This is a genomic window from Curtobacterium sp. 8I-2 (genome assembly GCF_902506155.1).
Lineage (GTDB): Bacteria > Actinomycetota > Actinomycetes > Actinomycetales > Microbacteriaceae > Curtobacterium > Curtobacterium poinsettiae.
The window spans coordinates 1,626,627-1,647,518 of sequence record NZ_LR732827.1 but is presented as its reverse complement, the minus strand read 5'-3'; the positions used below and the strand labels follow the sequence as shown (position 1 = coordinate 1,647,518).

Here is a 20,892-nt window from a genome sequence, read left to right as displayed (position 1 = left end):
CTGTCCGTCAGGGGGTCAGACCACGGCGCGCAATGCGTCCGCGATGCCCGTCAGGGCCACGTCGACCTCGTCGGCCACGCGCTGATGCGTCGCCGTCGAGCGACGGTAGGGGTCGTCCACGTCGTCGTCGGCCGGGTCGGCGGGCGGCGGGACCGTGCCCCGCAGCCGGGCGACGCGCTCCACGAGTTCCTGCGGGGTCGTCACGTCGGCCAGGTCACCGGGCTCGAGGCCGGCGAGCACCCGCGCGAACTGCTTGATCGTGAAGGTCCGCTTGGAGGCCCGGGGCGCCAGGGAGACGGCGGCTGCACGGTGCGATCGCTCCGCGGTCAGCACCAGGTCAGCGCTCGCGACGATCTCGGCCGTCAGGTACCGCGACCGGTGCGCCGAGGGGGCGCCCCCGAGCCGGACGGACTGCTCGGCCGCGGCGGCGTCCATCGCGGCGCCGTCGTCGGCGATGGTGCCGGCCGACTCGACCACGAACGCGGGGGCGTCCGGGCCGAGTCGTGCCGTCAGGACCTGCGCGCCGAGCGGCGACCGGCAGATGTTGCCGCTGCAGACGAACAGGATCCGCATCGTCACGCTGCGTCGGTGCGCTCGCCGGCGCGCTGGTCGGCACGCTCGTCGTCGCCGAGCAGGTCGTGCCGCACGACGATGGCGTCACGGCCGGGGCCGACACCGATCGCGGAGATCCGTGCGCCGGACATCGCCTCGATCGCCAGGACGTAGTCCTGCGCGTTCTTCGGCAGGTCGTCGAAGGTGCGGGCTCCGGTGATGTCCTCGGTCCAGCCGGGGAACTCCTGGTACACCGGCTTCGCGTGGTGGAAGTCGGACTGGTTGACCGGGACCTCGTCGACGCGGACGCCGTCGACCTCGTACGCGACGCACACCGGGATCGTCTCGAGCCCGGTCAGGACGTCGAGCTTGGTGAGCACGAAGTCGGTCACACCGTTGATGCGTGCCGTGTAGCGGGCGATCGGGGCGTCGTACCAGCCACAGCGGCGCGGGCGGCCGGTGGTGGTGCCGAACTCGAAGCCGTTGGCGCGCAGGAACTCGCCCGACTCGTCGAACAGCTCGGTCGGGAACGGACCGGCGCCGACGCGGGTCGTGTACGCCTTGACGATGCCGATGATCCGCTCGAGCTTGCCCGGGCCGATGCCCGAACCGGTCGCGGCGCCACCGGCGGTCGCGGACGACGAGGTGACGAACGGGTAGGTGCCGTGGTCGACGTCGAGCATGGTGGCCTGGCCGGCTTCGAACAGGACGGTCTCGCCGCGCTCGAGCGCACGGTGGATCTCGAGGGCGGTGTCGGCGACCATCGGGCGCAGGCGCTCGGCGAACGAGAGCAGCGACTCGACGACTTCTTCCGGGTCGATCGCGCGGCGGTTGAAGACCTTGACCAGCAGGTGGTTCTTCTGGTCGAGCGCGGCCTCGACCTTCTGGCGCAGGATGTTCTCGTCGAAGATGTCCTGGATCCGGATCCCGACGCGGTTGATCTTGTCGGCGTAGGTCGGGCCGATACCGCGACCGGTGGTGCCGATCTGGCGCTTGCCCAGGAACCGCTCGGTCACCTTGTCGACGGTGCGGTGGTAGTGCGTGATGACGTGGGCGTTGGCCGACACGAGGAGCTTCGAGACGTCGACGCCGCGGGCACGCAGGGCGTCGAGTTCCTGGAACAGCACCTCGAGGTCGACGACGACGCCGTTGCCGATGATCGGGGTCACGCCGGGCGTCAGGATGCCGGAGGGCAGCAGGTGCAGGGCGTACTTCTCGCCGCCGACGACGACGGTGTGGCCGGCGTTGTTGCCGCCGTTGAACTTCACGACGTAGTCGATGCGGGAGCCGAGGAGGTCGGTGGCCTTCCCCTTGCCCTCGTCGCCCCACTGGGCTCCGATGATGACTGCTGCGGGCATCTGGTTCTCCTCACGTTGGCGGAGGACCGCACACGGCCGTCCGGGCCGGTGGTCCACCCGAGTCTATCGGCTGGTCACCTGCGCGCCACCCGGCGTGACGCCCCTGTGGACGGCGCGCTGCGCGAGGCTCCGGACGCGACCAGACGGACGGACGGGAGGCGCGGTGCCAGCTGGCACCGCGCCTCCCCTCCGTCGTCCGGTGCGTCCCGGACCGTCCGACGGTGTCCGGATCAGCTCCGGAAGAAGTCCTGGTACGACGGGTCCCCGACGAGCTGGGAGTGCCCCGGCTCGGCCAGACGCTGCTCGATCATGGCCTGGATGACGTCCGGCGGAGTGAGTCCACGACGGCGCCACTCGACCGGGTTGGACCGGAGCTGGTTCAGCGTGCTCTGCATGGGAGCCACACTGGCACCGGTTCACTAGTTTGTCTAACTACCTGTCCCGAACACGCGTTCCGGGCGACGAAGGAGCAGGAGATGCCCGGTCCCCACGAGGGACCCGACATCTCCTGCTCACCGTGTGGCGCGCGAACCGCGCCCCGGCTCCGTCCTAGCGGCGCGTGACCTTCGCGGTCGCGCCGGACTTCGCCGTACCGTCCTCGTACCCGGAGGCATGGGCGGTCACCCGCACGCTGATGCGGTGCCCGAGGTCGGACGAGCCGAGCGTGACCTTCGACCCCGTGGCCGACTTCACGACCTTGCCGTCACGCAGCCACTGGTACTTGTACGTCGCCTTCGTCGTGCTCCAGGTGCCGTGCTTCGCGGTGAGGGTCGAGCCGACCTTCGCCGTCCCGCTCACCGTGACCTTGCTCCCCTTCGCCAGCGCGAGCTTCGGCGGGACCACGTTGATGGTCGACGTGTCGGCCTGCTTGCCCGCCGCGTTGTCGAGGTGGAGCAGCAGCACCGTCGCCTTGGTGACACCCGAGGCGCGGGTGACCGTCAGCGAGTCGGCGTCGGCGAACAGCACGCCGGTGGCGCCGTCCTGCGAGAACGACAGCTTCGGCTTGGTCGGGTCGAACGTGACCGGCTTGGTCTCGTCCACCACCGACGAACCACTGGTGGCGGCACCCGGGGCGTAGGCCGACTCGGTCAGCACGGTGTAGTCGAACTTCGTCGACGCGCCGATCGCCGAGGCACCGACGGTCAGCACCTTGACGGAGCTGTCGAAGGTGTTGACGTCCTGGCCGGCCGCTCCGCCGTTGAGCGGCTGTGCGTCGACCGTCTTGCCCGTTGCCAGGTTCATCGTCGTCGCGAGCGTGGCGTCGATGGTGGCCGACTTCGCGTCGTACACCAGGTAGTCGGGCTCACCGTCACGGTTCGTGTCGATGAGGACCTCGACGTTGGTCACGGCACCGGGGTCGGCATCCGGACCGGCGGTCTGCACACCGAACGCGATGGTGCCCGACGCCTTGTCGTACGACGCACCGTAGGAACGGACGTCGGCCGCCAGCAGCGACTGCTCCGCCGAACCCTCGGGGAACGTCTCGGCCGGGTCGGTGCCACCGAGCACGAACGGGGCGACGGCCGCGTGGTAGCCGGTCGTCAGGCCGCCCTGGTCGAGCGTGCGGCCCTTGAGCGTGAGCTCGGCCGACTTGCCCGGCCCCGTGAAGGGGACCGTGGTCCGCGCACGCACCGCACTGACGGGTTTCGGTGCCACGTAGACACCGAGGCGCATCGGGTTGAGCGTGCTGTCGGTCGGCGCGAAGGCCACGATGCCCGAGGCAGCGGTCACGAACTCGCGCTGGTAACCCTTCTGGACGGCGTCCTGCGTCGGGTCGATGACACGACGGAGCTTCGTCGGGTCGGCGGCCGAGAACGTCAGCGTGACCGAGGCGGTGCCGTTGGCGGGCACCGTCACCTGCTTCGAGCTGAGCGCGAAGGTCACACCCGGCTGCGACACCTGCGGCTGGTACGACACGTCGTACGTGTGCGCCGTGCTGTCGGTGTTGTCGACCTGCAGGGTGCGGGTCTCGCTCGTCCCGCTCGCGACCTCGACGACGCCGAACGACGCGGTGACGAGCTGGTCGTTCTCGGCGCTGCGGACCGTGGTGCCGGCGGTGACCGCCTGCAGCGCGTCCACGCGACCGGTGCCCTGGCGGAGCAGGGTGGCCGAACGGTTGCCGTCCTTCACGTCGTGCGTCGCCGTGTTCATCAGCGCCGCCTTGACCTGCGGGGCGGACCAGGTCGGGTGCGACTGGAACGTCAGCGCCGCGATGCCCGCGACGTCCGGCGTGGCCATCGAGGTGCCGCTCATCGACATGCGGCCATCACCGGTGCCGTTCGCCGCCGAGATCACGTTGACCCCGGGGCCGGCGATGTCCGGCTTGACGATGTCGTCGAACGACCCGTGCACACCACGGCTGGTGAACGACGCGAGCGTGTTCACGGCGTCCGCCTCGATGGCGACCTCGAAGCCCTTCAGCTCGTCCGCGAAGCGCACGTGCAGGGTCCCCGCCTTCGCGGTGGCCTGGAGGCTCGCCACGCTCTTCGCGGTCAGCTCGGCACCCGGGATGGTCGCGTTGCCACCGATGCCGGATTCGAACGTGTCGAGCGTGCCCGCCAGCAGGACACCGACACCGCCGGCGGCCTCGACGTTGTCGAAGCGCACGGCGGAACCGCACTCGAGCGCGGCGTCCGTCCACTTCAGCCAGACGACCTTGCCCTTGATCTTCGCGGCGTCGGCGGCGCTGAACGCGGCACAGCCGTCGATGTTCGCGGTCGGGACGACGACGTCGCCCTCGACCGGCAGGGTGCCCTTGAAGTTGGACGAGTACTGCGACCGGTAGGTCTTCGCGACGTCGGCCGGTGCGGTGACCTGCACGCCGTCGTAGAGCGACTGGCCGGTGGCGCTCGCGGCGACGGTGAGCGCACCCTCGGCGTTGCCCGGCGAGCCACCGATGTCGGTGAAGTCGTCGGCGTTGCCCGAGGCGATCACGGGGAGCACGCCACGTGCGGTCAGTGCGTCGATCTTGGCGTTGTCGGGGTCGTCCGGTGCACCGTAGTCGGAGCCGAGCGACAGGTTCAGGACGTTGATGTCCTTGCCCTCGGTGAGCGCCTTGCCCACCCAGTCGAGCGCGGCACCGGTGACGTCGGTCGAACCGCCGTTGTCACCGAAGACCTTCAGGGCGTACAGGCCGGCCTCGGGCGCGGTGCCCGGACCGATCCACATGTCCTGCACCTGCTGCGTGGTGAGCTTGGTGTAGTCGCCGTCGAACTGCTGCTTGTCGGCGGTCAGGCCGTAGCCCGCGATCGAGCCGGACACGTGCGTGCCGTGGTCGCCGCCCTTGCCGTCGATCGGGTTGTCGTCGGGAGCCGGCACCGGGTCGTAGGTGTTCGGGTCCTCGGGGTTGGCGTTGTACGTCGCACCGGCGAAGTCGTACCCGCCCAGGAACTTCGACGCGTCGTACAGGCTCGGGTCCGGGGCGCCGCTGCTCGCGTTCGCCAGGGCCTGCTGGTACGCCTCGGTGGTGCCGGGGCCGCCGAAGTCGGCCTGCGTGTAGTCGAGACCGGTGTCGAGGACGGCGACGTTGACGCCCTTGCCGGTGTGGCCGGTCTGCTGCCAGGCGTTGAGCGAGCGCGTGTAGACGTCGCTCGCGGCGTTCTTCGGCGAGACGCCGTCGGCACCGGGGCGCACCAGGCTCGGGTCGACGCCCGAGGGAGCGGCGTCGGCGTTCTCGTTGACCGTCGGCTCGACGATCTTCTTCGGCGTGAGCGGGATGATGCTCTCGACGTCGGAGCGCTCGGCGATCTTCCGGAACGCGTCGACGTCGGCGACGACCGCGACGCCGGGCACGGTGTACTCGGTCGAGTAGAGCTCGGTCGCGTCGGCATCGGCGCGCTTGACGGCCGACCGCACCGCGGCGACGGTGGACTGGATCGCCTCGACGCGGTCCGCGGCGGCGGAGGACTGCCTGCGCGACTGGGTCAGGTCGCCGCCCTTGGCCTTGGCGTCCACCTCGAGGGCGCCCTGGCCGGTCGTGCGCACGAACGCCGCGACGGTCTTCGTCGGCTTGGCGTCGCGGAGCGGCGCGGAGAGCTTGAGGTCGGCCACCGGGATCCCGGCCGGAGCAGCGGAGGCCGCGCCCCCGACTGCGAGACCGCCGCATGCGAGGGCCGCGACGGCGATGCCGGCGGTCAGGACGCGGGTGAAGCGATGGGGGGTGGGTTTCGGGTCGGTGTTCGGTGTTGCACGGTTCAAAGAGGGCACTCCAGGCTCAGTCCGTGGTTCGCATGAGATTCCTGTGAAGCTATGCGTTCGTTCTCAGGGAAGACAGTCCGCACTTTGGGGGACACCCCTCGTCCAGGGGACGGAACCTGTTAAGTTGCACACACGTGTGCACGTTATTACGATGGGGTGCGTGACCACCACCGAGCACCCCTCCCGCGCGCCCCGCCGCGACGCCACGGAGAACCGGGCAGCACTCCTCGACGCGGCGCGGACCTGCCTGCAGCAGGACCCGGACGCCTCCATCGAGACGATCGCCGCCGCGGCCGGCCTCTCGCGTCGCGCGGTGTACGGGCACTTCCCCTCGCGCGACGACCTGGTGCGCGAGGTCGTGACCGCCGGCGCCGCCCGGATCGCCGCCGCCATGCCCACCACCTCGGACCTGCAGGGGCTCCCGCCGGCCGCACGCCTGGCCGCCATCGCGGTGACGCTCTGGACCGAGGTCTCGCACGTCCGCTCGATGGCCCGGATCGCCGTGCGCAGCCCCTTCGCCGAACCCGTCGCCGAGGTCTTCGCCCCGTTGCGCTCACAGGTTCGCCAGGCGTGCGCGCTCGGCATCGCCGACGGCGCGATGCGGGACGACGTCGACCCCGAGACCCTCGGCCGCCTGGTCGAGGGCGCGTGCATCGCCGTCCTCGACGAAGCCACCCGCTCCGGCACGAGCGACGAGGACGGACGGCGGATGGTGGTGGTGTCGGCGCTGGGCACGGCCGGCATCGACTGGCGCACCGCACTGCTCTCCGAACCCGCAGCTCCCGCTCCCGCCCCGAAGGACCACGCATGACCCTCGAACTCGACCACGTCGGCATCGGCGAGGAGCCCGGCGCACCCCTGCCCGTCGTCTCCGCCGTCGCCGCGCCCGGACGCCCGGGGGTCCTCGCCGTCGAGACCGAGCAGGCACCCGTGCTCGCGTCCCTCGTCGCCGGTGGCCGCATGCAGCCCGACACCGGCCGCCTGCTGCTCGACGGGCACGAGGACCCGGCAGCCGTCCGCCGCGCGTTCGCGCTGGTCGACACCCCCGGGATCGCCGAACCCTTCCCCGTCCTGACCCTCAAGCAGATCGTGCGCGAGGAACTCGCGTTCGCCGGGCAGCGCCCGAACCGCGAGCACGTCGACACGGTGCTCGACGAGCTCGGGCTGCGGGACTACGTCGACACCGCCGTGCAGCGGGTCCCGACGGCCGTGCGCATCCGGCTGCTCGTCGAGCTCGCGCTGCTCCGCGACGGTGTCACCGGCATCGTGATCACCTCGCCCGAGCGGCACGGCGGCGCCGTCGAGGACTGGTTCCAGGTGGTCCGCGACGTCGCCCGACGGGGCGTGACCGTGGTGCTGGTGACCTCGAAGGCCGCCGCCGCGACCGTCGAGCACCTGCTCGACACGATCGAGACGCACGACGACGTCGCGACGCCCGGCGTCGCCGAGACGCTCGTGACGCCCCAGACCGAGGACCCCGAGGACGTGGCCCGGACCGACGGAACCGAGCCGGGCCTCCCGGCCGCTCCTTCCGTCACCACAGCATCCGCAACCGTCCCGACGGAGGCACAGAAGTGACCACCACCTCGCTCGTCCGCGCAGAACTCGCGCGGCTCACCGCGACCCCGCTCGCACGCCTGGCGTTCATCGCGCTGATGATCGTGCCGCTGCTCTACGGCGGCGCCTACCTGTGGGCGAACCGCGACCCGTACGCGAAGCTCGACCAGATCCCCGCCGCGATCGTGGACCTCGACGCCGGCGCCACGCTCGACGGCGACCAGGTCGACTACGGCAAGGACGTCACGAAGGAGGCCATCGACGGCGCCGACTTCAAGTGGACGAAGACGAGCGCCGCCGACGCCCGCTCCGGTGTCCGGAACGGCACCTACGACTTCGTCGTCACCATCCCGCACGACTTCTCCGAGCACCTGGTGTCCGCGCAGTCCGACGACCCGACCCAGGCGAAGCTCGTCATGACGACGGCCGACACGAACTCGTACCTGGCCTCGACCATCGCCGAGCAGGCGGGCAAGACCATGCGCACCGCCGTCGCCGAGCGCGTCGGCAAGCAGGCCGCGAAGACCCTGCTCGTCGGGCTCGCCGACGTCCGCGACAGCCTCGGCGACGCCGTCGACGGTGCCGATGAGCTCGCTTCCGGGGCCAAGAAGGCGGACCGGGGTGCCCACACGCTCGCGGACGGCACCGGCAAGCTGTCGTCCGGTGCGGCGGAGCTCGCCTCCGGCACGGCGTCGTTGCCGTCCCAGACCCAGCAGCTGGACAGCGGGGCGCAGCAGGTGGCGTCGGGGGCGTCGACCCTGGCGTCCGGGCTGGCCAGCGCGCAGCAGCAGACGGCGGCGCTGCCGTCGCAGACGCAGCAGTTGGACAGTGGGGCGCAGCAGCTGCAGTCCGGGCTGCACCGGCTCCGTGACCAGACGGCTTCGCTGCCGTCGGACTCGGCGCGCCTGTCCAGTGGTGCGTCGCAGGTCGCCAGCGGCAACGCCGAGCTCGTCGACAAGGCTGCACCGTTCATCGCGGGCGTCCAGCAGCTCTCTGCGCAGTCGCCCGAACTCGTCGCGTCACTGAAGCCCGTCGTCCAAGCCTCCACGGTGCTCTCCGCGGAACAGAAGACCCAGCTGCTCGCCGGGCTCGACAACCTGCAGGCCGGCAGCACCAAGCTCGGTACCGGTGCCGGCGACCTGTCCGGCAACCTGCAGAAGCTCAAGACCGGCAGCGCGCAGGTGTCCTCGGGCGCCTCCCGGCTCGCCGAGCAGGCCCCGGCGCTGACGAGCGGCATCCAGCAACTCTCCGACGGCTCGGACACGCTCGCCGCCGGCACCGGCAAGCTCGCCGCGAAGGCTCCGGAGCTGTCGTCCGGCATCGCCACCGCCGCGAACGGTGCTTCGAAGGTCTCGTCGGGCGCGTCGAAGGTGGCCGACGGCACGTCGAAATTGGCCTCGGCCGCCCCGACCCTGTCGTCGGGTGCGTCCCAGCTCGCGACCGGTGCGAAGACCGCCGACCAGGGCGCCTCGTCGCTCGCGTCAGGGTTGGACAAGCTCACGACCGGCTCGTCGAAGCTCGCGTCGTCGCTCGACCAGGGCCGCACGAAGATCCCGGCGTCGAACGCCTCGGAGCGTGCGTCGCAGGCCTCGGTCATCTCCGACCCGGTCAAGGTCGGGGACGACAACGTCGCCGCCGCGTCGAACTACGGCGCCGGCCTCGCGCCGTTCTTCATCTCGCTCGCGGCCTGGATCGGCATGTACGCGCTGTTCCTCATCCTCAAGCCGATCTCGAAGCGGGCGATCACCGCGGTGCGGAAGCCCCTCGCGGTGGTGTTCGGTGGCTGGCTGACCCCGGCGCTCCTCGGCCTGGTGCAGATGGTGGCGCTGTTCTTCATCGTGCGCTTCGCCCTCGACCTGAACGTGGTGCACGTCGGTGGCACGATCGGGATCATGGTGCTGGCCTCGGCGACCTTCGCGGCGATCATCATGGCCCTCAACGTGCTGCTCGGCTCGGTGGGGCAGTTCCTCGGACTGGTACTGATGCTCGTGCAGCTCGTCACCGCCGGCGGGACGTTCCCGTGGCAGACGTTGCCTGGGCCGTTGGCGGCGCTGCACTTCGCGCTGCCGATGACGTACTCGGTCGACGCGATCAGGCAGACGATGTACGGCGGGAACCTCGGCGCCGCGTGGTCGGACGCGGGCGTGCTGCTCTGCTGGCTGCTCGGGGCGCTCCTGGTGTCCTTCGTGGTCACGGCGCGGCAGACCCGCTCCCGCACGCTGCGCGACCTGCGCCCGAGCCTGATCGGGTAGCGGGCGCGGGCGGCGGCGCCGCGACATCGAGTGAGCAGAAGACGACGGGTGTGCAATAGCGACCCGTCGTCTTCTGCTCACTCGACGCGACCTCCGCGTGCAAGGAGCGTCTTCAGGTGCGCCACTGCGGCTGAGCGGTGCAGCGTCAGGTCGGACTTGGTCCACCGGACCACCACCCAGCCGAGTCGCTCCATCTCACGGTAGCGGCGGAGGTCACGGCCCCACTGCTCGGCGTCGGTCCGGTGGTGGTCGCCCTCGTACTCGATGACGATGCGCTGCTCCGGGTAGGCCATGTCGACACGGCCGACGAACCGACCGGCTTCGTCGAGCACGTTGACCTGCAGTTCGGGCTCGGGCAGCCCCGCGCGGACGATCGCCAGCCTCGCTCGGGTCTCCTGCGGCGACCCGGCGCCCACCCGCACGAGCTCGAGTGCAACGCGCAGCTTCCGGACTCCCGATCGTGCTCCGGCCAGGGCGACGGCCGCGGCGAGGTCGTCGATCGTCGTCCCGCACCGTCGTTCCGTGACGATGGCGTCCCCGAGCACGACGAGCTGGTCGACCGAGAGCATCGCACCGCAGTCCACCCACAGCGCCGCGGGCGTGCTCGTCGGCATCCCCCACCGCTCCGTCACCCGGGCACGGTCCGGCGTGATGCGATGCCCGACGACCCCGCGGCGTCGCGGTTGCGCGATCGGTACGGGACTCGTGACGTGCACCGGGGCGTCGTCGGCGACAGGGACGGGGAGCTGCCAGAGGACCGCCGCCGAGACGTGGCTGATGAACTGCCCGGGAACCAGGAGCGGCCGGAGTGCCCGGATCCGGTGGACCGGGTCGGGCGGACGATCACGTGCCCAGCGGATCGACCGGGTCGGCCGGACCAGGTCACGCCGTCGGAGTCGTTGTCGGGAGACGCCGGCGCGGTCGGCCGCGCTGATGTCGAACGCGCGCCCGCGCAGCGGTGTCGGAAGTGGTCGTGCTCGCATGTCCACCACGTTCGCGCCCAGCGCCCACTGCTCGCGCGCCGAACGCGACTTCTGTGTACAACGCACCCCGGGCCTCCCGTGTGGAGGACCAGCCACACGCAGATCGTGAGCAGAAAAGGTCGAGTCGCGGCGCCACACCCGACCATTTCTGCTCACGAAGCGAAACCGACCCCCCACCCCACCCGCCGGGCCATGTCACGTCAACCGCTACGATCGACGCACGAGCCAACGGAGGTCGAAGCGCATCATGGGAGACGGCAAGCCCGCGACCATCTACGACGTCGCCGCACGCGCCGGGGTCTCCAAGTCCCTCGTCTCCCTCGTGCTGCAGCGCTCCCCCCGGGTCAGCGACCAGCGCCGGGCCGCGGTGCTGAAGGCGATCCAGGAGCTCGACTACCGGCCCTCCACCGCGGCCGTCTCCCTCGCCGGCACCCGCAGCCGCACCATCGGCGTGGTCCTCGACGACTTCCGCAACCAGTGGTTCGTGGACCTGCTCACCGGCCTGCGCGAGAGCCTGCAGGACCAGGGGCACCGGCTCGTGGTCGCCGACCGCTTCCTCAACACGGGGCTCGACGCCTCACCGGTCGAGGGCTTCCTGTCCATGCGCGTCGAGGGCATCGTGATCGCCGGCGAGCCGACCACCGACCTGGCGATCCCCGCGTCGATGCCGCTCGTGATCGCCGGCGGCCGCGTCGCGATCCCGCGCGCCGACACGGTGGCGAACGACGACCACGCCGGTGGCGGCATCGCGGCGCAGCACCTGCTCGACCTCGGGCACACCCGACTCGGGTTCGTCGGTGCGAGTTCGGCGGCCTCGGCGGAACGCCAGGCCGGGTTCGAGCAGGTAGCGGCGACACGTGCGTCCGTCGTCACGACGGTGCTGCCCGGCGAGCCCACCGAAGAGGCCGGTTCGCGTGCCCTCGGCATGCTCCTCGACGAGCACCCGGACGTCACGGCGGTCTTCGCCGCGAACGACGTGATGGCCCTGGGTGCCCTGTCCGAACTCGCCGAACGCGGGTTGCGCGTCCCCGAGGACGTCTCCGTCATCGGCTACGACGACACCCCCGTGGCCGCGATGCGGTACGTCGGCCTGACGAGCATCGACGACCGCAGTGTCGAGATCGGCCGCGGCGCCGGCGAGCGTCTGCTCGCCCGCATCGCCGATCCGCGGATCGCCGCGACGGAACTGCTCGTCGAACCCCGCCTGGTCGCGCGCCGCACCACCGCCGCGCGCTGACGCGGCCCCCCTGCCCCCGGCCGGGAGGCCCGCCCCGCGTCCGTCACGCCCGCTTCGTGAGCAGGAATGGTCGGGTCCAGGGCCCGCACCCGACCACTTCTGCTCACGACGTCGCGCCGGGCAACTCCGCGTGCTGGACGACCCAGCTGTGCATGACGATCGCCGCGGCGGCCGAGGCGTTGATGCTCCGCGTCGACCCGAACTGCGCGATCTCGAGGTGCGCGTCGGCACCGGCGACCGCCTGCTCGGTGAGCCCGGGGCCCTCCTGCCCGAACAGGAACACGCAGCGCTCCGGGATCGTCGCGGTCTCGATGCGTTCGGCACCCGGGGTGTTGTCGATGGCGACGACGGGACGCGCTTCATCGGCCATCGCGGCGAGGAACGCTTCGACGTCGGGGTGGTACCGGACGTGCTGGTAGCGGTCGGTCACCATCGCCCCGCGCTTGTTCCACCGCCGCCGTCCGATGATGTGCACCGTGCCGGCGAGGAACGCGTTGGCGCTCCGCACGATCGACCCGATGTTCAGGTCGTGCTGCCAGTTCTCGATCGCCACGTCGAACGCGTGCCGGCGGGTGTCGAGTTCAGCGACGATCGCGTCCATCGACCAGTACCGGTAGCGGTCGAGCACGTTCCGGGAGTCCCCGGCGGCGAGCAGCTCCGGGTCGAGCCTCGGGTCGTCGGGCCAGGGTCCCGGGTGCGGCCCCACCCCGTTGGTCGTCAGCTCGTGCGACGGTTCGGGCGCAGTGGTCACCCGACCAGCGTACGGCCGGGCGCGGGGTCGGGCGCCGCCGGCTCAGGCGGTGCGGGCGATGCGCGCCTCGATGCCGGCGATCAGGATGTCGAGGCCGAGCGCGAACCGGTCGTCGTAGGAGTGCTCGCCGAGGATCTCGCCCACCAGGCGGTGCCGCTCGGGTCGGCCGGCCTCGGAGTCCCCGCGTCCGACCTGCACCCCGGCGTGCCCGACCACGAAGTCGTAGACGACGAAGAAGGCGTACATCGCCTCGGCCGGCGGCAGCCCGGCGTCCTGCAGGGCACCGACGACCTTCGCCACGACGGCGTCCGACTCGGTCGAGGCGAGCGGGGCCCGCTGGCTGTGCGACTCGAGCACGAGCGGGTGGGTGCGCATCAGGTCACGGAACGTCGTGGCGAAGGTGCGGACGACGGCGTGCCACTCGTCGGGCCAGACGAAGGTGGCGGTGAACTCGTCGACCGTGCGGCGGACGAGTTCGGCGTGCAGGTCGTCCAGGCCGCCGATGGTCCGGTGCACGGTCATCGGGGCGACGCCGAGCCGGACGCCCAACGCACGGAAGGACAGCCGGTCGAGGCCGTCCTCGTTCGCGATGGTCGTGGCGGCGTCGATCACCTGCTCGCGGGAGAGCACGTTCGGGCGGCCTCGGCGTCGTCGCGGCGTCACCTCGAGCTCCGTCTCCGACACCGGGGTGGGTCGGGGCGCGGTGGACGGGGTTCCGGGTTCGACGAGCACGAGGGGGCCTCCTTGATTCGGTACGTGTCCCGAAAAGCGTAGGGCAAACCCGACCGCGGTTCGGTGTCTCGACCATCTCGGGTCTGGCAGCAGCGCGCAAGAGCCGCCCCGGGCCTCCCGGCCCTTTCCGAGCCGACCACGAGCCGACGCGAGCCGGACCTGAACCCCCGCGCAGTAGGGTGAGGCGCATGGCGACCCGAGACGACGTCGAGTGCTGGCTGACCGACATGGACGGCGTGCTCGTCCACGAGAACCAGGCGCTCCCCGGCGCGCCGGAGCTCATCCAGCAGTGGCTCGACGACGGCACCGAGTTCCTCGTGCTGACGAACAACTCGATCTTCACGCCGCGCGACCTGAGCGCCCGGCTGCGGGGCTCCGGCCTGCACGTGCCCGAAGAGCGGATCTGGACGAGTGCGCTCGCGACGGCCGACTTCTGCAAGTCGCAGATGCCGGGCGGGTCCGCGTTCGTGATCGGCGAGGCCGGCATGACGACCGCCCTGCACGAGGCCGGGTTCATCATGACCGAGACCGCTCCCGACTACGTCGTCGTCGGCGAGACCCGCAACTACTCGTTCGAGGCGATCACGAAGGCCGTGCGGCTCATCCGCGACGGCGCACGGTTCATCGTGACGAACCCCGACGCCACCGGCCCGAGCGCCGAGGGGGTCCTGCCGGCCACCGGCGCCATCGCGGCCATGATCGAGAAGGCGACCGGCAAACAGCCCTACGTGGTGGGCAAGCCGAACCCGATGATGTTCCGGTCGGCGATGAACCGGATCGGCGCGCACTCCGAGAACACCGGCATGATCGGCGACCGGATGGACACCGACGTGCAGGCCGGCATCGAGGCGGGGCTGCACACCGTGCTCGTGATGACGGGGATCAGCGACCAGGCCGAGATCGACCGGTACCCGTTCCGTCCGAGCGAGGTCATCTCCGGCGTGCACGAACTCGTGCGCACCGAGCCGTTCGAGGTCGAGCTCTAGCCCTGACGACCCACCGGCGTCGGGCCGTCGGCAGTGCGCCGGTGGCCGGTCAGTTGCCGGCAGCCGACTCGCGCCAGCGCGCCTGACCGATGATGTTCTGCGCGTAGGAGACCCGGTTGAACACGTCGACGCGCTGTTCCTCGGAGAAGACCTGCACGAACTCGGTGTGCGACTGACCGTTCGCGGCCCAGATCGACACGGAGACGTTGCCCTGCGTCCGTCGCTCCTTCGCGAGCAGGAACAGGAGTCCGAGCAGGAAGAACCACACCGTGATGACGGTCATCACGATCGCCCACGTCGGGATGTGCGACGTCGACGACGACTGGTCCTGCGCGGTGATGTTCACCTGCGCGGCCGGCCAGGTCCCGCTCGGCGTGACGATGCGGTCCTGCGTCACCCCCACGGATCCGATCGAGACGAGTACTGGGCTCGGCGCCGGCGCCCCACCGGTCGGCTGCATGCTCATGGTGGAACCCTAGCGGCCCACGCACCCCGGGCGGCTTTCGGAGTGCAGCCTGCGCCGCGGGGGGGTGGCCAGGTCGCACGCGGGGTGGGTGGCGGCGGCGCTCGGTGGGCGGCAGCGGCGCACAGTGCGGAGTTGGGCAGCGGGCGCCGGGTTGGTGGTTCCGTGCGAGCCTGCAGCGCCGCACCCAGCCGTCAAGCTCGCACCGCATGAACGAACCCGCACCGTGCGAGGCCCGGGGAGACCGAGCGGGCGCGAGGTTGGCGGCGGCGCACGGTGCGAGGTTGGGCAGCTGGTGCCGCGGTGCTGGTTCGGTGCAAGCCTGTGGCACCGCACCCAGCCGTCAAGCTCGCACCGCATGTACGAACCTGCACCGTGCCGAGCCCGGCGAGACAGAGCGGGCGCGAGGTTGGCGGCGGCGCACCGTGCGAGGTTGGGCAGCGGGCGCCGGGTTGGTGGTTCCGTGCGAGCCTGCAGCGCCGCACCCAGCCGTCAAGCTCGCACCGCAGGTACGAACCCGCACCGTGCCGAGCCCGGCGAGACAGAGCGGGCGCGAGGTTGGCGGCGGCGCACCGTGCGAGGTTGAGCGGCGGGCGCCGCGGTGCTGGTTCGGTGCGAGCCTGTGGCACCGCACCCAGCCGTCAAGCTCGCACCGCATGTACGAACCTGCACCGTGCCGAGCCCGGCGAGACAGAGCGGGCGCGAGGTTGGCGGCGGCGCACCGTGCGAGGTTGGGCAGCGGGCCCCCCCGTCCCCCCTCCATCCGCCGCCGTGGCCTCACCGCAGCTGCCGTCACGGGCGTCGTCCTCGCGGCGATCCTGTCCGAGCACGCCCAGCCCTCGTCCGCACGGGGCACCACGTCGACGGCCTCGACGACGCCGACGATCCGACCGGTCGGCGGGAGCGGTCTGTTCGGACCCGACGATCGCCCCCGGTTCACGGTCGACGGCGTGGAGCGTGCGGCGGACGTCACCTGGCGGGTCAACGACACCACGGGGACGATCGTCGACTCGGGGACCGGTCGGGCGGGGACCCGATCGGTCGAGGTGCACCCCACGAGCGCCCTGCCGTCCGGCACCTACCGGCTGACCGTGCAGACGCCGGGCGCGACCTCCGCGTCGACCCGGTTCGTGCGGACCATCGCCGGTCCGGTCGGCTCGGACCCGTACTTCGGTCTCGGCGTCAACCCCGTGGCGAGCGCGCTGCCCCTCACTCGCCGCACTCGGTGCCGGCAGCTACCGACAGGACCTGCAGTGGAGCGCGGTCGAGAAGGTCGCCGGACGGTTCGACTTCGCGGCGACGGACGCCCGCATCGACCCGGTCGTGCGCGACATGGGGGTCAGTCCGCTCTTCGTCCTCGACTACGGCAACGTCGCGTACACGAACGACCCGATGGCACCACCGGACGTCTCGAAACCCGCCCAGGCCGCCGCCTGGAAGCGCTACGTCAAGGAGACCGTTTCCCACATGCGGGACCGGCACCCGGACACCGATCTGTCCTACGAGGTCTGGAACGAGTGGACCAACAACCACGGGGCGCTGCCCGCGACGCCCGCGGCCTACATCGAGCTCGCACGGGTCACCGCCGAGGTCATCCGTGCCACCGACCCGGCGGCGACGATCGTCGGGCCGACCCAGAACGCGGTGTCCGACGACGAGCGCGCCTGGATCGGCGAGTGGTTCCGCCTCGGTGGTGCCGACCACGTCGACGCGGTCAGCATCCACCCCTACAACAACCCGTGGGGGCCCGAACTCTGCGTCCCGACCAACCCGTGCATCGAGGATGCGCTCGCGTGGCTCCGGACGACGGCCGACCGGTACCCGCGCCCCGACGGCAGCGCCTTGCCGATCTGGATCACCGAGGTCGGGTGGCCGACCCAGTTCGCCGGTCCGGGGTGGGTCCAGCCGGAGGACCAGACCGCGTACGTCCTGCGCACCTACGCCATCGCCGCGCAGTACGGCGTCGAGCGGCTCTTCCTGTTCGAGATGGCCGAGCCCACCACGGCGAACGGCACCGCACGGACGTTCGGGCTGGTCGGCAACGCCGACGCCGGTTACGAGCCGAAGCCCTCCGCCGCGGCCTGGGCGACCATGCAGCGGGTCCTCGCCGGCAAGCGGTACGTGGCGGAGCACCGGATCGGTCCGGTCCGCCACATGCGGTTCACCTCGCCGGACGGCAAGCACCACGCCCGTGTCGTCTGGCAGTCGGAGGCGCAGCACCTGTCGACGCCCGTTCGCGTCTCACTCCGCGGAACCGGGCGGATCGTCGAACCCACCGGGTCCGAGAAGACCGTGCGGGGCACCGCCGGGAAGCTCGACATGTCCGCGAAGTGGATTCCCCGATTCGTCGTCTGGGACGAGTGACTCCGAGCGACTCCGAGTGGCCCCGCGGTGCACCTGGTGCGCCGCGGGGCGACTCGCGTCACCCGTGCTGCGGCGTCGTGCCCCGGTCGAACGCGTGGTGCACGCCGTGGTCGTCCGTTCCGTGCCACCCCTGCCACCGGCCACGGAGCTGTGCCTGCTGGAACCGGGTCGCATCGTGGTCCCGCTTCACCCGGGCCACGAGGACGGCCACCATCGAGCGAGTGACCCAGTAGGCCGCCTGGCCGCGGAGCCGGTGCTTCCGGAGCACCCGGCCGAACCCCCGGTTGTACCGCAGCACCTTGGCCAGGGTCTCGTCCGTCATGCCGTCGTGCCGGAAGTCGCCGTGCCGCACGGTCACGTCCGGCATGTAGGCGATGCGGGCGCCGCGACGGAGTGCACGGATGACGAGGTCGTTCTCCTCGCCCGAACCGAACGGCGTCGCCGAACCGGTACCGAGCGCGACGTCGAAGAGCCCGTGCGTCTCGAGCAGTTCTCGCCGCAGGAAGATGCCTGCGGCGACGATCGTCCGGGGAACCCGCCAGCTCGTGACCCGGCATGCTCGTCGACGCCAGCGGAGCATCGTGCCGCTGTCGTCACTCGCACGGCAGGGGATCGCTGCTCCGTCGAGGTTCCGGTCGTCCATCCGCTCGGACAGGAGTTCGAGGACGCCGTCGTCGAACCAGCAGTCGTCGTCGGGGAACGCCACGATGTCCCCACGGATCGTGGCGAGCCCGCGGTTCCGGCCGCGGCTGACTCCACGGACGACGGGCTCGTGCACGTGTTCTGCGTGACCGGCCTCGATCAGGTCCCGGAGGAGCGGCAGCGCGTCGGGCGTCGGGCGCTGCTCGACCACGGTCACGAATACCGGCAATCGTGTTCGGCGGATCGAGTCGAGGCACCGCTCGATGTGTTCCGGCGAGCGGATCGTCGAGATGACCAGGTGGATGCGGTGGCTGGCCCCTGCGACGGCGCTCACACCGACACCGTGCTCGTCGTCAGCAGGTCCGTCGTCGAGCGCGTCCCCGACTTCCAGGCGAGCAGCTCGCCCCTGATCCGCTGCAAGCGGTCCTGCAGTTCGCCGACACGGTCGGCGATGCCCGCACGCTCCTGTTCGGCCGTACGCATCGCGTCGACCAGGTCGTCCGCCGAATGGCCCACCGTGACGGGGGCGGCACGACCGGTGACGCTCGACCAGAAGTCGTCGCACTTCGAGGCGTAGGACAGCGGGACCGTCGCGATGCCGAGCGACACCGCGGCGACTGCGCCGTGCAGTCGTTCCGACACCACGAGGTCGCAGCTGCCGATCGCGGCCATCGTCGCAGCGACGTCCGTGTAGGCGTGGACGACCGACGCCGTCGTCAGACGGTCCGACAGGTGACGTGCGGCGGCCTGGTCGGCTGTCGACAGGGCGAACGCGACCACCTCGGTGGCACCGACGTCGCGCGCGTGTTCGTCGACGGCCGCGGCGACGGTGGCGACGTCGAAGCGGGAGTGTGGATCGGACCCGAGGCTCACGCCGATGCGCGGAGCAGCCCGGGTGGGCCTGGGCACGTGCCGGACGAGGGGGTAGAGCAGCGCCGGGTCACCGCTGATGTCGACGGGCATCAGGTGTGCGGAGATCTCGTCCCGGGTGAGGGGACCGCGAACGCCGGCGACGTGCAGCCGCTCGAGCGTGCGCCAGGCCTCCCAGCGTTGCCGCTGCTGCGCCAGGGAGTACGTGTCCGATGCCGACGCGGCACCGAGGCCCACACCGATCAGGCCGTCCGCGCCGAAGTTGCGGATCGCCAGCCGTGCGTGCTCGGCCCACGACGCGAACCCGACGGACGTCCCACCGCCGAGCAGGACGACCCGTTCCGCGCCGAGTGTGCGGAGCCGGTCGAGCCCGAATCGTGGCGCCGCTCGGAGGTAGTCGCGTGCGTTGAGCGGTGCCTGCACCGTGAGGGGGTCGTCGAGCGCAGCGCGCCAGGTCTCGTACAGCAGGTCGTCGCCGAAGTTGGCGTTCCCCTGCCACCCGAGGTAGACGAGTGAACGGCGTGCGGGCGGCTTCATCAGTGGTCCTCCGGGGTGCGACGAGCTCGCGACGATCGACGAGGGCTCTCGCTGACCGGCGCCGACGGCTCGTAGTTGTAGTAGGTCTTCGCGCGGCGCTGCACCGGCAGACGGTTCACGACGAGGCCGAGCAGGCGCGCACCGACCTGGGTCACGGTCCGCTCTGCCGCGGTGAAGTCTGCTCGTCTGGTCCGCCCGTCCACGCTCACCACGAGCAGGACACCGCTGCAGATCGCACCCAGCACAGCGGGGTCGGTCACCGGGAGCATCGGAGGGGCGTCGACGATGACGTACTCGTATCGGGACTCGAGTTCGCGGACCAGCTCGACCATGCGGCTCGAGCTCAGGAGTTCGCTCGGGTTCGGCGGAACGCGCCCCGCGGCGAGGACGTGGAGGGGGGTGTCCGCGCCGACTTCTTGGACGGCGTCGTCGAGGGCGACCTGCCGGGTCAGGACCGTGGAGAGTCCGACGCGGCTCTCGATGCCCAGGTAGGTGCCGGTGGTCGGCCGTCGGAGGTCGGCGTCGACGAGGACGACGCGCGATCCGTTCTGCGCGAGCATGAGCGCGAGGTTCACGGCGGTCGAGGACTTCCCCTCGCCCGGCGTCGCACTGGTGACGACGATGCTCTGCGCGTCTCCGTCGAGGTTCGTGTAGGTCAGGTGGGTCCGGAGCTGGCGGAACGCCTCGGCGCGTGTGCTGTAGCGGTTGTCGAACGACACGAGCGGCTCCTTCGCGATCGTCTCGTCCATGGCGAACTCGCCCAGCACGCTCGCGTGGGTGAGTCGGCGCAGCGCCTCGAACGAACGGAGGCGGGTGTCCAGGACCTCGCGGAGGACGGCTTGGGCGATGCCGAGCGCGAGTCCGGCGAGCACACCGATGGCGGTGTTGACCGCCAGTCGGGGCGAGAACGGCGTGCTCGGAGCGGTGGCGGGCTGGAAGACGCTGAGGTGGACGAGGCCGTCGGTGGCGGCTCCCTCGTTCTCCACCTGGTCGACCACCTTCACCAGCTGCTCCGTGACGGCGTTCGCGATGGCGGCGGCCTGCGTCGGGGACTCGTCGGTGGCGCTGATCGAGATGAGCACGGTGTCGCGTTTCGACTCCGCCGTGACCACCCGCCCGAGGCCGCCGCCACCCGGCAGCCCGAGCTGCTTCGCGGCCTGCCCGAGCACCTGGGGCGTGACCGCCAGCTCCTCGTACGACTTGACCCGGGCGGCCGAGAAGGTGTTGCCCTGACTGAGGTCGGTGACCGAGGCCCCGCCCGCCACGGACACGAACACCTCGCTCGTCGCCCGGTACTGCGGTGCCTGGACCGCGGAGAAGGCCGCCGCGAGTCCGGTCGCGAGCAGCAGCACCGCGGCGATGGAGATCCAGCGGTGCCGGAGCACGTCGATGAACTGCGCGAGTGTCATCC

Annotated in this window: 17 protein-coding genes; 6 read left to right on the top strand and 11 right to left on the bottom strand. The window is 71.2% G+C overall.

Annotated elements, in window-relative coordinates; all coding sequences use genetic code 11:
- Positions 1–15: 15 nt before the first annotated feature.
- The 4 genes from BOSE127_RS11635 to BOSE127_RS11620 all read right to left on the bottom strand — a co-directional run bounded on the left by BOSE127_RS11635 (position 16) and on the right by BOSE127_RS11620 (position 6,107).
- The gene (locus BOSE127_RS11635) at positions 16–573 is read right to left on the bottom strand and encodes an arsenate reductase/protein-tyrosine-phosphatase family protein (protein ID WP_031259331.1); all 558 of its coding nucleotides are present in this window, start codon (positions 571–573) and stop codon (positions 16–18) included.
- A gap of 2 nt (positions 574–575) precedes the next feature.
- Positions 576–1,910: an adenylosuccinate synthase gene (locus BOSE127_RS11630; RefSeq protein ID WP_017886319.1), complete on the bottom strand. Its 1,335-nt coding sequence runs from the start codon at positions 1,908–1,910 to the stop codon at positions 576–578.
- Positions 1,911–2,140: 230 nt separating this feature from the next.
- On the bottom strand, positions 2,141–2,305 hold the full coding sequence (locus BOSE127_RS11625) for a hypothetical protein (RefSeq protein ID WP_159557278.1): 165 nt from the start codon (positions 2,303–2,305) through the stop codon (positions 2,141–2,143).
- A 154-nt stretch (positions 2,306–2,459) separates the two neighbouring features.
- Entirely contained in the window at positions 2,460–6,107 is a 3,648-nt protein-coding gene (locus tag BOSE127_RS11620; RefSeq protein WP_159557276.1) for a S8 family peptidase, read from the bottom strand.
- A gap of 160 nt (positions 6,108–6,267) precedes the next feature.
- On the opposite strand from BOSE127_RS11620, the gene BOSE127_RS11615 reads away from it, so the two are divergent.
- From BOSE127_RS11615 to BOSE127_RS11605, 3 genes are read left to right on the top strand one after another with little or no spacing between them, the layout of a single operon-like run.
- Positions 6,268–6,918 (top strand): TetR/AcrR family transcriptional regulator, encoded by a 651-nt coding sequence (locus tag BOSE127_RS11615; protein ID WP_140448288.1) that lies wholly within the window; start codon positions 6,268–6,270, stop codon positions 6,916–6,918.
- A complete protein-coding gene (locus tag BOSE127_RS11610; protein ID WP_052481800.1) occupies positions 6,915–7,685 on the top strand; it encodes a hypothetical protein in 771 nt (256 codons plus the stop codon). Before BOSE127_RS11615 ends, BOSE127_RS11610 begins: the two co-directional genes overlap by 4 nt.
- Positions 7,682–9,916, top strand: coding sequence for a YhgE/Pip family protein (locus BOSE127_RS11605; protein WP_159557274.1), 2,235 nt, complete (start codon positions 7,682–7,684; stop codon positions 9,914–9,916). Before BOSE127_RS11610 ends, BOSE127_RS11605 begins: the two co-directional genes overlap by 4 nt.
- A 77-nt stretch (positions 9,917–9,993) precedes the next feature.
- On the opposite strand, the gene BOSE127_RS11600 is transcribed toward BOSE127_RS11605, so the two are convergent.
- A complete protein-coding gene (locus BOSE127_RS11600; protein ID WP_159557272.1) occupies positions 9,994–10,899 on the bottom strand; it encodes an endonuclease domain-containing protein in 906 nt (301 codons plus the stop codon).
- A 247-nt stretch (positions 10,900–11,146) separates the two neighbouring features.
- On the opposite strand from BOSE127_RS11600, the gene BOSE127_RS11595 reads away from it, so the two are divergent.
- Positions 11,147–12,136, top strand: a complete 990-nt coding sequence (locus BOSE127_RS11595; protein WP_017886326.1) for a LacI family DNA-binding transcriptional regulator — start codon at positions 11,147–11,149, stop codon at positions 12,134–12,136.
- 103 nt (positions 12,137–12,239) lie between these two features.
- Here BOSE127_RS11595 and BOSE127_RS11590 read toward each other — a convergent pair whose 3' ends face one another.
- Both BOSE127_RS11590 and BOSE127_RS11585 read right to left on the bottom strand, forming a co-directional pair.
- Complete coding sequence (locus BOSE127_RS11590; RefSeq protein ID WP_159557270.1) at positions 12,240–12,887, bottom strand: TrmH family RNA methyltransferase; 648 nt, start codon at positions 12,885–12,887, stop codon at positions 12,240–12,242.
- 42 nt (positions 12,888–12,929) lie between these two features.
- Complete coding sequence (locus tag BOSE127_RS11585) at positions 12,930–13,619, bottom strand: TetR/AcrR family transcriptional regulator C-terminal domain-containing protein (protein ID WP_017886328.1); 690 nt, start codon at positions 13,617–13,619, stop codon at positions 12,930–12,932.
- A 188-nt stretch (positions 13,620–13,807) separates the two neighbouring features.
- Here BOSE127_RS11585 and BOSE127_RS11580 point away from each other — a divergent pair, with 188 nt between their 5' ends.
- Positions 13,808–14,605 carry an HAD-IIA family hydrolase gene (locus BOSE127_RS11580; RefSeq protein ID WP_017886329.1) on the top strand — a complete coding sequence of 266 codons (798 nt, stop codon included), beginning with the start codon at positions 13,808–13,810 and terminating at the stop codon, positions 14,603–14,605.
- 49 nt (positions 14,606–14,654) lie between these two features.
- Here BOSE127_RS11580 and BOSE127_RS11575 read toward each other — a convergent pair whose 3' ends face one another.
- The gene (locus BOSE127_RS11575) at positions 14,655–15,071 is read right to left on the bottom strand and encodes a hypothetical protein (protein ID WP_042539144.1); all 417 of its coding nucleotides are present in this window, start codon (positions 15,069–15,071) and stop codon (positions 14,655–14,657) included.
- A 1,245-nt stretch (positions 15,072–16,316) separates the two neighbouring features.
- On the opposite strand from BOSE127_RS11575, the gene BOSE127_RS11570 reads away from it, so the two are divergent.
- Positions 16,317–17,432, top strand: a complete 1,116-nt coding sequence (locus BOSE127_RS11570; protein WP_268892449.1) for a GH39 family glycosyl hydrolase — start codon at positions 16,317–16,319, stop codon at positions 17,430–17,432.
- 58 nt (positions 17,433–17,490) lie between these two features.
- On the opposite strand, the gene BOSE127_RS11565 is transcribed toward BOSE127_RS11570, so the two are convergent.
- From BOSE127_RS11565 to BOSE127_RS11555, 3 genes are read right to left on the bottom strand one after another with little or no spacing between them, the layout of a single operon-like run.
- Entirely contained in the window at positions 17,491–18,408 is a 918-nt protein-coding gene (locus BOSE127_RS11565; RefSeq protein ID WP_159557266.1) for a glycosyltransferase family 2 protein, read from the bottom strand.
- On the bottom strand, positions 18,405–19,481 hold the full coding sequence (locus BOSE127_RS11560) for a polysaccharide pyruvyl transferase family protein (RefSeq protein ID WP_159557264.1): 1,077 nt from the start codon (positions 19,479–19,481) through the stop codon (positions 18,405–18,407). The genes BOSE127_RS11565 and BOSE127_RS11560 overlap by 4 nt, the downstream gene beginning before the upstream one ends.
- Entirely contained in the window at positions 19,481–20,890 is a 1,410-nt protein-coding gene (locus BOSE127_RS11555) for a polysaccharide biosynthesis tyrosine autokinase (protein ID WP_159557262.1), read from the bottom strand. The genes BOSE127_RS11560 and BOSE127_RS11555 overlap by 1 nt, the downstream gene beginning before the upstream one ends.
- Positions 20,891–20,892: the final 2 nt, after the last annotated feature.